This is a genomic window from Microbacterium sp. SORGH_AS_0421 (assembly GCF_030818635.1).
GTDB lineage: Bacteria > Actinomycetota > Actinomycetes > Actinomycetales > Microbacteriaceae > Microbacterium.
On the sequence record NZ_JAUTAO010000001.1, the window covers coordinates 1337615 to 1350609 of the forward strand.

13 protein-coding genes are annotated in these 12995 nt (G+C 69.4%); all 13 read right to left on the bottom strand.

Going from position 1 to position 12995, the window contains the following annotated elements:
- Positions 1-53: 53 nt before the first annotated feature.
- Positions 54-1493 (bottom strand): glycoside hydrolase family 1 protein, encoded by a 1440-nt coding sequence (locus QE416_RS06355; RefSeq protein WP_210072595.1) that lies wholly within the window; start codon positions 1491-1493, stop codon positions 54-56.
- Positions 1493-3424 carry a beta-glucoside-specific PTS transporter subunit IIABC gene (locus tag QE416_RS06360; protein WP_307314488.1) on the bottom strand — a complete coding sequence of 644 codons (1932 nt, stop codon included), beginning with the start codon at positions 3422-3424 and terminating at the stop codon, positions 1493-1495. The genes QE416_RS06355 and QE416_RS06360 overlap by 1 nt, the downstream gene beginning before the upstream one ends.
- A gap of 114 nt (positions 3425-3538) precedes the next feature.
- On the bottom strand, positions 3539-4399 hold the full coding sequence (locus QE416_RS06365; protein ID WP_373458840.1) for a GNAT family N-acetyltransferase: 861 nt from the start codon (positions 4397-4399) through the stop codon (positions 3539-3541).
- 177 nt (positions 4400-4576) lie between these two features.
- A complete protein-coding gene (locus QE416_RS06370) occupies positions 4577-4927 on the bottom strand; it encodes a hypothetical protein (protein WP_307314489.1) in 351 nt (116 codons plus the stop codon).
- An 8-nt stretch (positions 4928-4935) separates the two neighbouring features.
- Complete coding sequence (locus QE416_RS06375; RefSeq protein WP_307314491.1) at positions 4936-5472, bottom strand: GNAT family N-acetyltransferase; 537 nt, start codon at positions 5470-5472, stop codon at positions 4936-4938.
- A gap of 64 nt (positions 5473-5536) precedes the next feature.
- Complete coding sequence (locus QE416_RS06380) at positions 5537-6517, bottom strand: ABC transporter substrate-binding protein (protein WP_307314494.1); 981 nt, start codon at positions 6515-6517, stop codon at positions 5537-5539.
- A gap of 157 nt (positions 6518-6674) precedes the next feature.
- On the bottom strand, positions 6675-7457 hold the full coding sequence (locus QE416_RS06385; RefSeq protein WP_210110510.1) for an amino acid ABC transporter ATP-binding protein: 783 nt from the start codon (positions 7455-7457) through the stop codon (positions 6675-6677).
- Positions 7454-8527 carry an amino acid ABC transporter permease gene (locus QE416_RS06390; RefSeq protein WP_307314497.1) on the bottom strand — a complete coding sequence of 358 codons (1074 nt, stop codon included), beginning with the start codon at positions 8525-8527 and terminating at the stop codon, positions 7454-7456. Before QE416_RS06390 ends, QE416_RS06385 begins: the two co-directional genes overlap by 4 nt.
- A gap of 245 nt (positions 8528-8772) precedes the next feature.
- Complete coding sequence (locus tag QE416_RS06395) at positions 8773-10146, bottom strand: M20/M25/M40 family metallo-hydrolase (protein WP_307314498.1); 1374 nt, start codon at positions 10144-10146, stop codon at positions 8773-8775.
- Entirely contained in the window at positions 10121-10471 is a 351-nt protein-coding gene (locus QE416_RS06400) for a carboxymuconolactone decarboxylase family protein (RefSeq protein WP_055959812.1), read from the bottom strand. Before QE416_RS06400 ends, QE416_RS06395 begins: the two co-directional genes overlap by 26 nt.
- A 111-nt stretch (positions 10472-10582) precedes the next feature.
- The gene (locus QE416_RS06405) at positions 10583-11344 is read right to left on the bottom strand and encodes a WXG100 family type VII secretion target (RefSeq protein WP_307314502.1); all 762 of its coding nucleotides are present in this window, start codon (positions 11342-11344) and stop codon (positions 10583-10585) included.
- Complete coding sequence (locus QE416_RS06410; protein WP_307314505.1) at positions 11341-12612, bottom strand: putative T7SS-secreted protein; 1272 nt, start codon at positions 12610-12612, stop codon at positions 11341-11343. Before QE416_RS06410 ends, QE416_RS06405 begins: the two co-directional genes overlap by 4 nt.
- Entirely contained in the window at positions 12609-12890 is a 282-nt protein-coding gene (locus QE416_RS06415) for a type VII secretion target (RefSeq protein ID WP_307314508.1), read from the bottom strand. Before QE416_RS06415 ends, QE416_RS06410 begins: the two co-directional genes overlap by 4 nt.
- Positions 12891-12995 lie beyond the last annotated feature (105 nt).

Sequence of the window (12995 nt, forward strand, 5' to 3'; positions counted from 1 at the left end):
CCGCGGGGCGGGCGACGCGAGGGGGTGGGGTCGGTGGGACCCCACCCCCATTGTCACGCTTCGGCGGTGGTAGCCGGCTCGAGCGCGCGACCGCGCGTGGCGATGACGTCGGCGTACCAGTACGACGACTTCTTCCGCGTGCGCGCGAGCGTGCGCAGGTCGTCGTCACCGCGGTCGACGTAGATGAAGCCGTATCGCTTCGCGGCGCCCTGGTGGGTGGAGACGAGGTCGATCGCCGACCAGGGGCAGTACCCGAGCACCTCGACGCCGTCCGCGATCGCCAGGCGCATCTGCTCGAGGTGCCGCTGCAGGTAGTCGATGCGGTAGTCGTCCTGGATCGAGCCGTCCTCCTCGGGGGTGTCGAACGCGCCGAGGCCGTTCTCCGTGACCAGCAGGGGGAGGCGGTAGCGGTCCCAGAGGGCGCGGAACGTCGTGCGGAAGCCGACCGGGTCGATCTCCCACCCGAACGCGTTCGTCGGCAGGTTCGGGTTCTGCGTGGCGCGATACAGCCCCACCTCGCCGCGGACCATCTGCTGATCGCCGGGGCGAGCCGCCAGGTCCGCCGATGTGCCCGTGGATGCCGCGACGGTCTGGGTCGCGTAGTAGTTGAACGCCACGAAGTCGGGACGGGCGGATGCCAGATCCTCCAGGTCGCCCGGCTCGATCGTCGGCTGCCACCCGCGCTCGACCAGGTACGCCCAGGCGAGCGAGTTGTACCGGCCGTGCACGGCGAGATCGGTGTAGAGCCAGTTGCGCACCGCGTTCCAGTCGTCGGCGGCGACGACGTCGTCCGGCTTGCTGGAGGCCGGGTAGACGTAGGCGATGTTGGGGGCCGGTCCGATCTTCGCCTCGGGCAGCATCCGGTGGCACAGCGCCATCGCCCGGGACTGGGCGAGGAACATGTGGTGGTTCTGCTGGTACAGATCGCGCTTCGCGTCGGCGGCATCGCCCGTGCTCACTCCGAGAGCGGTGCCGTGCAGGATCATCATGTTCTGCTCGTTGATCGTGAGCCACCAGCGCACCTTGTCGCCGTACTCGCGGTACAGCACCTCCGCGTAGCGCACGAACGCGTCGGCGGTCGCCCGGTTCGACCACCCGCCCTTCTCAGCGAGCGCCTGCGGAAGGTCGAAGTGGTACATCGTCACGATCGGCTCGATGCCCCGGGCCAGCAGCTCGTCGATGACCGCGTGGTAGTGCGCGACGCCGAGCGGGTTGATCTCGCCGTCGCCGTCGGGGATGATCCGCGTCCACGCGATCGAGAAGCGGTACGCCCGGAACCCGATCTCGGCCATCAGGGCGATGTCCTCGGCGTAGCGGTGGTAGTGGTCGCTCGCGACGGCGTACGCCGTGCGGTCGGCGCGGCCGACGTTGTTCGCGTCGATGACCGACGGACCCTTGCCGTCCTCGTCGATGGCCCCTTCCACCTGGTAGGCCGAGGTCGATCCGCCCCAGAAGAAGTCGGCGGGGAAGTCGGGGAGCTCGCGGTACTGCATCAGTTCTCCTTGGTCGCGACGAGGGCGGGAGCGCCCGCGGCGGCGGCGCCCAGGCCGGGCACCTCGAAAGCGCCGAAGTCGGTGCTGTTGATCACGACGACGGGCGTGATGGCATCCAGTCCCGCCGCGCGGATCGCCGCGAGATCGACGTCGACCAGGGGTGCCCCGGCCGCCACGGTGTCACCGACCGCGACCCGCGGGGTGAAGGGAGCGCCGTCAAGGCTCACCGTGTCGATGCCGATGTGCACGAGCAACTCGGCCCCGTCGGCCGTCTTGATGCCGTACGCGTGGCCCTGCGCGACGACGACTTCGCCGGCCGCGGGCGAGACGAAGGTGCCGTCGGCGGGACGCACGGCGAAGCCCTGCCCCATCGCGCCCGAGGCGAACGCCTTGTCGGGCACCTCCGAGAGGGCGACGATCTCGCCGCGCGCGGGGGAGAGGACGGTGAGCGACGCTCCGACGGGTGCGACCTCGGCGGGGGTGCGCTCCGCGGCGGCGGCGGCGCGGTCCTTCGCCAGGTCGGCACGGCTGAACCCGAAGAAGTAGGTGCCGATGGCCGAGAGGACGAAGGCGACGATCGTGCCGACGATGAGCCAGAGGAAGTTCGTCGGGTCGCCCGAGGGATCGATGCCAATCGGCAGGGTCAGCAGTCCGGGTGCCCCGGTCGAGAACACCTTGACGCCGCCCGCGCCCACGATCGCGCCGCCGATGGCACCCGAGATGCCGGCGACGAGGAACGCGCGCTTGCGGGGAAGGGTGATGCCGTAGATCGCCGGCTCGGTCACGCCGAACACGGCGGCGAGCGTCGCCGAGAAGCCGAGGGCCTTGGTCTTCTTCTCGCGCAGGCGCAGCGTCACGCCGAGGGCGGCACCGGCCTGGGCGAGCACGGCCGGGAAGGCGGCGGACTTCATGTAGTCGAAGCCGGTGTTGGCGATGTTGTTGATGAACAGCGGCACGATGCCCCAGTGCACGCCGAAGATCACGAGCACCTGCCACAGGCCACCCATCAGGATGCCGAGCACGATCGGCGAGAACTGGTAGGCGCCGGTCATGAGGTCGGCCATGAGGGCGCTGACCCAGGTGCCGGCGGGGCCGATGGTGAGAAGGGTCACGGGAACGACGATCACGAGGCTGATGAGCGGCGTGATGAAACTGCGTACCGCCTCGTGGATGAACCGGTTGGCCAGGCGCTCGACGTACGACAGCAGCCAGACGGCCAGGATGATGGGCACGACCGACGAGGTGTAGGTCTGCAGCAGCACCGGGATGCCGAGGAAGTCGACGGGGTTGCCGGCCCGCAGGTACTCCAGCATCGTCATCGGCACGCGCTCGCCGTCGACGACCCAGGTGACGTTGACGAGGTTCGTGTAGATGAGGGCGCCCGCGACGGCCATCGCGGTGAAGACGTTCGCGCCGAACTTGCGGGCCGTGGTGACGGCGAGCAGCATCGGCAGGAACGCGAAGAACGCGTCGGCGGTGGCGAACAGCACCTGGTACGTCGTCGACGTCGCGGGCAGCACGCCCGCGGTCGAGAGGATGATGAGCAGGCCCTTGAGAATGCCCGTCGCCGCCAGCACGCCGAGGATCGGCGCGAAGATCGCCGAGACGACGTCGATCACCCGCGAGAGGATGCCGACTTTCTGACCGCCCCCGTCCGCGGCGGGGGTGCGGTCCCCCTCGGTGAGCGAGGCGGGAAGGCCCGCGTACACCTTGGAGACGTTGTTGCCCACGACGACCTGGAACTGCCCGCCGTTCTCCACGACGGTGATCACGCCCGGGAGGGCAGTGACGGCATCCTTGTCGGCGCGGGCGCGGTCGCGCAGGGTGAAGCGCAGGCGGGTCGCGCAGTGCACGACTCCCGCGACGTTGTCTTCGCCGCCCACGGCGGAGAGGACGTCGCCCGCCAGGGTCGAGTAGTTGACGGTGGCCATGACCGTACTCCTTGTCGTTCGTCATCGAACTCGCGGAAAAAAGGCAACAAAAAAGGCCCGAACTCTGACCAACGGTGTTGGTCGAAGCTCAGGCCTTGCCTCGCTCGAAACGAGTTACATACCAGTGCTCGCATCACAAAGATGCTGCGCCGAGATTACACCGCACAGGTCGACGTGTCCACTGCCGAACTCGCCGGGAGCCGGTCGTGGCACGACACGCTCGTGCCGCCGTGCGTCACGCCGGCGTGCGCACCGCCGCGAAACGGTTGCGGCGTCGCAGCGCGAAGCCCAGCTTCTCGTACGCCGCGATCGCGTTGACGTTCGCCGCCGCCGCGTGCAGCAGAGCCCGGTCGCCGCGTGCAGCAGAGCCCGGTCGCCGCGCTGCTGGATGTGGAAGGCGACGTCGAGCACGAGGCGTGAGGCCAGGCCCTGGCGTCGGTGGTCGGCATCCACCGCGACGGCGCTGATCTCGGTCCAGCCGGTCGGGTGCAGGCGCTCGCCGGCCATGGCGACGAGTCGACCCTGTCGACGGATGCCGATGTACCGGCCGAGTTCGTAGGTGCGGGGCCGGAACGGGCCGGGCTGATTGCGCTCGACGATCGCGATCATGTCGGCCGCGTCATCGGCATCCAGCTCGATCGCCTCGTCGTCGGGTCGCGTCTGCAGAGCCGGAGTCTCGACGAGCTGCACGCCCTCGCCCCCGCCGACGTGCTCCCATCCCGCCGGGATCTCGCCGTCGTAACCCGACAGGCCGACCTCGGCGCCGGGCCCGACGAGGTCGCGAAGGGCGTCCCACACCCCGGGGTCGTCCCACGTGCGCACCGCCACGAACGGGGCGACGTCCGCCGGGTACCGCCGCACGAGGTCGCCACCGATCGCGAACGACGCGTGGGGTCCGGCGAGTGAGTGCCAGGCGGCGTTGTCGAGGACGGTGGCGTCGGCGTGCGGAATGTCGAGGGTTGCGGGGGAGGTCACCGGGCCACTCTGCGCCGGTTCGCGCGCGCGAGCAAACGTTCCGGCCTCCAGAGGCCGCTTTGTGACGGCGCATGAAGGTGGACGTCGGTCGATGACGATCCACGACATCGCGTGTTCCTGACCGACGATCCCGTCGTCCTCGGCGGTCGTATCGCTCTGGCGAGCACCGTCGCGCTCTCACTCCTGCTCGGCTCGCGCAAGAGCACCGTGCCGTTCCTGCGCTGGGTCGAGCGCGCGGGTGCCGCGGCCGTGCTGGTCGCGGTGCTCGTGGCACTGCTGCCCTCCGTGCCGTCGGTGGCTCTCGTCGTCGTCGCGGGCGTCTGTCTGACCGCTGTCGGTGAGCACATGCAGCCCCTCGGTGCCGCGCAGCGCGCCCGGGTCGATCTGCAGCTCGTGGGCGAGATCGTCGCTCAGCGCCAGGAGGCTCGGGCGCGGCACACGAGGCGGCTCGACCGGTCTCGAGAGTTCCGGCAGACGCGCGGCCCAGACCGACTCGAGCCGGGGAAGCGCGGGATCGAGGGTGAGCACGTCATCGCTCAGAGGTCGAACCCGAACGCCCGCAGGTCCAGGAACCGCCCGGGCTCCACTTCGACGGGGTGCTCGCGTTCGGTGAGACGACGGAAGCCGAGCTTGAGGTACAGCGCGTGCGCACCGAGCATTTCGGGGCCGCTGTTCATCACCACGCGGCGCGCGCCGCGCCCGCGCGCCAGCGCGAGCACGTGCCGGGTCAGCGCTTCGCCCACCCCGCGTCCGCGGGCCACGGGCGCCACGGCCAGCTGCCGGAAGTCCAGCTCGCCCTCCCGGGCCAGGGGCGACAGGCGCTCGCCGGGCCGGGGGACCCAGACCGTGCCGACGATCTCGTCGCCGTCGAGGGCCGCCCATACCTCGCCCTGCGCGACCCGGCCCTCGACGTCGGCCAGCGACGCGAGGTAGCCCTCGGTCAGCCCCTCGTAGCTGTGGCGATAGGCCTCGGCCGTGATCCTGCCCGCCTCGGCGTGCTCGTGCGGCTCGACGAGACGGATCGTCAGGCCCCCAGGCCGTGGGTCGTGCGGGGCGGGGAGCGAGGTGGTCATGGCATCCATTCGATCAGAAACAGCGCGCGGCCCGGCCCCGTGAAGGAGCGGGCCGCGCGGGCGGTCAGGACTTCGGCAGTCCCGGCGGGTTGATCTGCGAGATCTCGATCCCCTCGGACTCGAGGTTCCAGACCTTCAGCACCTCGGCGTACGTGCCGTTCTCGATGAGCGCGTTCAGCGCGATCTGCACGGGCTCGATGAGGCCGTTGCCCTTCTTGGTGCCCGCGGCGATGTCGGCGTGCAGCGGCCAGCCGCCCGGAATGATCCCCGCCAGCTTCGTCTCGCCGGTCTCCTTCGCCGCCCACGCGGCGGTCGCGTTGGGGCCGAAGGTCGCGTCGGCCCGGCCCGACTTGAGCGCGAGGCTCGCGGCGGCGTTGTCGTCGTAGTACTGCAGCTCGGCGGGGGCCTTGCCCGCGGCGGTGAGCTCCTCGTTCCAATTCAGCAGCACCTTCTCCTGGTTGGTGCCCGAGCCGACGATGACCTTGAGGCCCGAGATGTCGTCGGCCTTCTCGATGCTCGAGATCGGACTGTCGGCACGGACGTAGAAGCCCAGCAGATCCTGCCGGTAGCTCGCGAAGTCGTACAGCTCCTTGCGTTCTTCGGTCACGGTGACGTTGGAGGTGATGAGGTCGTACTTTCCCGACTGGATGCCGAGGGGCCAGTCCGCCCACGCCACCACGACCGGGTTGTACTCCAGGCCCAGGCTCTCGGCGATGAGCGAGCCGATGTTCGGCTCGGTGCCGGCGGGCAGCGTCTCGCCGTCGGGGACGTAGCTCAGCGGCGGCACGAACGCACCGACCGCCACCGTGAGCTTGCCCGGTTCGATGGGCTGGAAGCCGCTCGCCTTCAGTGCCGCGACGGCGTCGGGAACGGCGTCGGTGTGCACCCACTCGATCTCGCCGGTGGAGGCGGATGCCGAAGGCTCGGGCGCGGCGACCGCTTCGGCCGGACGGTTGAGGCCGATCGCGGTGCCGACGCCGACGACGGCGACGACCGCCGCGGCGATCACGCCGATCGCGATGCCCTGTTTCTTGCTGAGTGCCATGGTGTGTCTCCTGGTGGGGTTATCGGGTGGTCAGAGGGGGAGCGGTCGCTGAGCCTGTCGAAGCGTCCGCGGTGGTGGGTATCGGTCCCTTCGACGGGCTCAGGGACCTGGGGGGAGCGGTCGCTGCGCCTGTCGAAGCGTCCGCGGGAAGGTCGCGTCAGCCGAGGACTTTCGCGAGGAACTCCCGCGTGCGCGGATGCTGCGGCCGGGCGAGGACCTCATCAGGCGTGCCCTGCTCGACGACGCGGCCCTGGTCGAGGAAGACCACCCGGTCGGCGACCTCGCGGGCGAAGCCGATCTCGTGCGTGACGATGATGAGCGTCGTGCCGAGGTTCGCCAGGTCGCGGATGACGTCGAGCACCTCGCCCACGAGCTCGGGGTCGAGCGCGCTCGTCGGCTCGTCGAAGAGCAGCACCTGGGGCTTCAGCGCGAGTGCGCGGGCGATCGCGACCCGCTGCTGCTGGCCGCCCGAGAGCTGGCGGGGGTAGGCATCGGCCTTGTCCGCGAGTCCGACCCGGTCGAGCAGGCCGAGGGCGAGCTCGCGGGCGTCCTCCTTGCCGAGGCGCTTGAGCGCGAGCGGCGCCTCCGTGATGTTCTCCAGCGCCGTGAGATGCGGGAACAGGTTGAACTGCTGGAACACGATGCCCACGCGGGTCCGCCGCTGCAGGATCTCGCGCTCGCGCAGCTCGTGGAGCTTGCCGTGGCGCAACTCGTAGCCGATGAAGTCGCCGTCGACCGTGACCGATCCGGCGTCCACGCGCTCGAGGTGGTTGATGGTGCGCAGCAGCGTCGACTTGCCCGACCCGCTGGGCCCGAGCAGCGCCACGACTTCGCCGGGCTGCACGGTCAGGTCGATGCCCTTCAGCACCTCAACGCCGTGGAAGGCTTTGTGCACGTTGTGGATCTCGACGAGTCCGCGGGTCTCGATGACGGTGCTCATGCGGCGGTCCCCTTCTCGATGGCCGGGGTCCCGGCATCCGTTGCCTCCGCGCCGAACGATCCGGCGCGTGCCGGGCCCCTGGCATCCGTCCCTCCCGGGGGAGGGTCGCCCAAACGCGCCCACTGCGTGCTCACCCACCGTCGCGCGCGCTGCACCGGCGTCGGCGGCAGCGCCCGCGCGGAGCCCCGGGCGTAGTACCGCTCGATGTAGTACTGCGCGACGCTCAGGATCGTCGTGATGAGGGTGTACCAGACGACCGCGACGAGCAGCAGCGGGATCACGCGGCTGTTGCGGTTGTAGATGACCTGTACCGCGTAGAAGAGCTCGGGGATCGCGATGACGAACACGACGGAGGCGCCTTTGACCAGACCGATCACCTCGTTGGTGGCGTTCGGGACGATCGAGCGCATGGCCTGCGGCAGGACGATGCGGAACAGGCGACGGGATGCCGGGATGCCGAGTGCGGCCGCCGCCTCGTGCTGGCCGGGGTCGACCGACACGAGCCCCCCGCGGATGATCTCGGCCGAGTAGGCCGCCTGGTGGAGCCCCAGGCCGAGGATCGCCGCGGCGAACGCGCTGATGATCTGCACCGTCGGGAACTCCACGATCCAGAAGTCGGTGGTGAAGGGAGTGCCCAGCCCCAGCGTCGGGTACAAGTAGCCGAGGTTGTACCAGACGATGATCTGCACGATCAACGGCACCGAGCGGAAGAACCAGATGTACCCCCACGCGACCGCACTCACCAATGGCGAGCGCGACAGGCGGCCGAGGGCCAGCAGCGTGCCGAGCACGAACCCGACGACCGACGATATGGCGGTCAGGCCGAGCGTGTAACCGACGCCGATGAGCACGGGCTCCGAGAAGAAGTACTGCGCGAACGTGCCCCACATGTACTGCTCGTTCGTGACGAGGCTCCAGGCGAATTGGGCGACGACGAACAACAGCAGGGCGCTGAGGATCCAGCGCCACCAGTGGCGGGTGGGGACGACGGTGACGGTGCCCAGGTCGATCCTGCCGTCGGGCGGTGTCGTTGTCGGGCGGGCGGCGGGTGCCGGCGCGGTGGTGGTCATGGCGTGCTCCTCGGGCTCCGAACCGGGGCGGGGCCCCGGGGGTGACCGACACGCTAGATCGCCTTCGGGAGTGCCCGCGAGGCGTCGTTTCACACGTCGCAACGCTCCGCCACGCCGCGCAATGCATCGCCACGCGGGGTAACACGCTGGTGGTGCGGAGCCGCGCGAGCTACCCCGCGCCGGGGTTCCTGAGCGCGTCGAAGGAACCGTTCGACGGGCTCAGCGCCCCCGAGGTGAGAGCCGGTTCACGCGTCGCGCAGGATCCGCGCCGTCACGCGCGTACCGAAGTACAGCGCGTCCACCGGCACGCACTCGTCGGCGGCGTGGAACTGCCCGAACACGTCGAAGTCCGCGGGAACCCGCAGCGGGACGAACCCGTACCCGCGGATGCCGAGACGGGCGAGGTGCTTGTTATCGGTGCTCGCCGGCAGCAGGTACGGCACGACCGTTCCGCCCGCGTCCTCCGCCGTCACGGCATCCTGGAGCACTTTCAGCAGCGGTGCGTCGACGGGCGACTCGGTGGCCGGGATGTCTCGCGCCCACACGACCTCGATGTCGTCGCCGACCACGTCCGCGAGCTGTGCTCTGACCGCTTCGGCCTGCCCGGGGAGCACGCGGACGTCGAGCGTCGCGCTCGCCGCAGCCGGGATGACGTTGATCTTGCCCCCGGCGGCGAGCACGGTGGGCGACGCCGTGTTGCGCGTGCCCGCATCGATGACGGATGCCGCGAACCCGAGGCGCGAGAGATCGTCGGTGTCGAGCGGCTCACCGCTCGCCTGCCCGTACACCTCGAGGAAGCGTTCGAGCGTGGCCGTGCGCACGGCGGGGAAGCGGTGCACACCGACCGCCGCGACGGCCTGCGCGAGACGGACCACGGCGTTGTCGCTCGTCGGCCGCGATCCGTGGGCGGCGGATCCGCGGGCGGTGAGCGTCGCGACGGTCACTCCCTTTTCGGCCGTCGCCACGAGGTAGGCGCGGCGATCGCCGGGGAGGGGCAGCGAGAAGCCGCCGACTTCGCTGAGCGCTTCGGTGGCGCCGGCGAACACCTCGGGGCGGTTCTGCACGATCCACCGGGCGCCCCACACACCCCCGGCCTCCTCGTCGGCGAAGAAGGCGAAGATCAGGTCGCGGCGGGGGACGACGCCGTCGCGACGGAAGGCCCGGGCGATCGCGAGCAGCATCCCCGCGAAGTCCTTCATGTCGACCGCGCCGCGGCCGTACAGCAGGCCGTCGTGGATCTCGGCCCCGAACGGCGGATGCGTCCAGTCCTCCGCCGCAACCGGCACGACGTCGAGGTGGGCGTGGGCGACCAGGGCTCCGGCATCCGGATCCGAACCCGGCAACCGGGCGATGACACTCGCCCGACCCGGCCGGGGCTCGACGAGGACCGTCTCGTAGCCGACCTCGTCGAGATGCTTCTTCACGTAGAGCGCGGCGCGCGTCTCGCCGTCGCCGATCGTGGCCGCGTCGCCCGTGTTGACGCTGTCGATGCGGATGAGCGCGCGGATGTGCTCGAGTGCTTCGGTCTCGAGCGGGCCGGGCTGCGGTGTTCCGGTCTCGGCAGCCTGGGTCGACGGCGCGTCCGTCACGGGGTCAGTGCTGGTGGGGGCGGGCGTCATCGGCGAGCTTGAACGCCAGGCGTCCGTGCGCGTAGCCACCGCCCGCGCGGATGGCGGTCGCGACCCACGCGGCCTCGGCGAGCTCCGCCTCGGTGGCGCCCGCCTTGACGGCGTTCTGCGAGTGACCGTCGATGCAGTAGACGCACTGGGTCGTGATGCCGACGGCCAGGGCGATGAGCTCGCGGTACTTCAGCGGGATGGCGCGCCCTTCGGGGGCGAACACGGCCTGATCGAACGCGGCGAACGCGGCCAGGATGTCGGGTGTCTCAGCCTTGTAGACCTTGGTGTACGTCTTGTCGGCGGTGCGATCGAAGTACTCGGACATGGGGCCTCCCGGCGGCGTGAGCGGTGCGGATACGTCGCATCCACGGTGCCACGCGGGGCCGCCCCGACCGGCGGTCGTGCGTCATACGGTGACACACCGGTGCGATCCGGTTCAGGTCCAGAGGCGAGTGGCCAAGGACTCGGTGGTCTCGAAGGCCGATCTCGCGGCGTCCAGTCCGGATATGGCGTCGGCCAGGCTCGCGTTCATCCGCGCGAGCGATTCCGACCACTGTCGCTGGGCTGAGTCGTAGGCGCTACGTGCGGCCCCCGTCCATTCGGCGCGCCCCGCGGTGACGGCGGCGTCGAGGTCGTCGAGGTGGCCCTCGATGGCCACGGTGGCGTCGCGGAGTGTGTCGACCAGCTGCGCGTGGCGGTCGCCGTCGAAGCGGATGGTCATGTCTGGGTCTTCGGCCAGGTCAAGTCGTACCAGCGCAACTCGTACCCGCGCTGGGATCTCGCCGGTCTCGTAGTAATGGAAGAAGATGTCGGTCGCTTCGTCGAGTGCGAACACCTCGTCGGGATAAACGGTCGCCGTGTACTTTCCGTCGAAGTAGGGAATCTCAGCGGTTGGTTCTCCGGAGTGGTCACCGCCTCGACCGACGATGTAGTGCCGGTCTTGGCCGTCGTCGTCGTATTTGTGCCATTCGATCGTCATGGCGTCGGAGGTTCCGGCGCATTGGAGGTAGACGGGGCTGCCACCTCGGTACACGTATTCGACAAAGTTCGCCTCGTCAGGCATGGGGCCGAGAATGAATGTCGATCTCTTATCAGGCTGCAGGAGACCGAGGAGATGAGCGATCTGCTCCCGCGGTCCGCGAAAATCGGAGCCGAACTCCATGGAACTTCCGTCCATGGTGTAGTAGTGGCGTTTCATTTCGGGACCACCTTCAAAATAACGTTGGTAATTTGAATGACTTCTCCATTCAGAGTGGCCGTCGCCGGGTTTGTCGGACTGATGGCCTGGTCGAAGCCGAGTTGATTTCCTTCATTCCTGAGGTACTTTTCGATGGCTGTGCCACTCTTCACTTCCACCGCAGAATAGGTGCCATCCGGGCGCCGGATGAACCCATCGAAGTAGCGGTGTTGAGTCGAACCTCCCAGCGACGCTCGTACGGTGTTCCGAAGGACGCTCCGTCCTTCTTCGGCTTCGATCTCGTCTAACCCCTGCTTCTCCTTGTCGGTCCACGGCTTCGAATCCTGCCCGCGAGCAAAATGTCCGCTCTCATCTCGCGAGTCACCCCGGTCCACGCCATGGTTCTTCTCCATCAGCATGACACCGGCGCTACCCGTGGCTTCGCCCGCCAGCTTCGAGGCCCCGGCGGCAGCCAACGCGCCCCCGGCGCCGGCGACCGCGAAACCACCGGCGACGGCAGCCCCTCCCGGAATGCTTCCGACTCCGGTCGCGGCCAAGCCACCGCCGCCGAGGACCGTCGCGCCCCCACCGATCATCATCGCTGCGCCGCCGAGGAGCGCGAGGAGCGCGTCCGGGTTGCGCAGGATCGCATTGCCGACCGAGGCGGTGCCATTCACGAGACTGGCCAGAGTGTCCCACTGCATCTGAACCTGAACGACGAGCGATGCCAGGAGAAGCGTGCCCGCGCTCTCCCACGTGAGCGGTTCGGGCGGTGTGATGGCGGTCACGGCGTGGGCGGCTGTATCGCCAGCGAGGTGGACCTCGGAGCGTGCGTACGCGAGGAGGCTCTGGGCATCAGCTCGCGTTGCGGCACCAGCGTCGCTGTACAGCGGAAGGATTCCTGTCGCGCCAGCCTCGCGTTCGGCCTGCCGGTAGCTGTCGATACCCGCCGCGGTCTGTGCTTTTGCGGTTTCCCACATTGCGATGGCGTCGCCGGCCTTCTGCTGGGCCCACCCCAGAACGATGGCGTACCGGTCCAGTGCCTCAGCAGCCGTCTGCAGCGAGTCCGCGAGTTGGTCCCACTGCGTGCTGACGTCGGCAAGCCGGGCGGCGAACCCCTCCGCGGCGGCGCCTTCCCAGCCTTCCGGCGCGGTGAGTCCCCGAAGCTGGGCAGCGATGTCATCCGCCGCGCGGGCACGCTCGCGCCACTGCGACACGAATTCGTCGATGCCGCCCACGGAACCGGGGACGAGCTCGACGGGGTCCGATGTGTGCCCGAGCTCCGTCATCCGTCGACCGCCTCACCCGGCACGACGAGATCCTGGTCCGTCCGTTCGTAGAGGTCGGCGCTCTGCCTCAGCCGCTCGGCGAGGTTTGTCAGATCTTCGGTCGCGTCTCTCCACGAGCCGGCCATGTCGATGGCGAGACGCGATGTGGCCTGAGCCAGGTCAGCGTGACCGAGCTCAGCCGGACACGTCTCCACGAACGCGCCCGCGGAGTCACGGACGCGATCGAGATGCGCGGCAGTAGCGCGCAACGCCTCGGGATCGACGGAAAATCTCGACACGAGAGCCCCCTCTCGCCGACGAAGATAGTGCCTTCGCGCGGCTGGGAGTGAGGACTCTTCGACTTTTCGCAGCGGTGTTCACCCGGGTGAAGTCGGCTGCTCGGG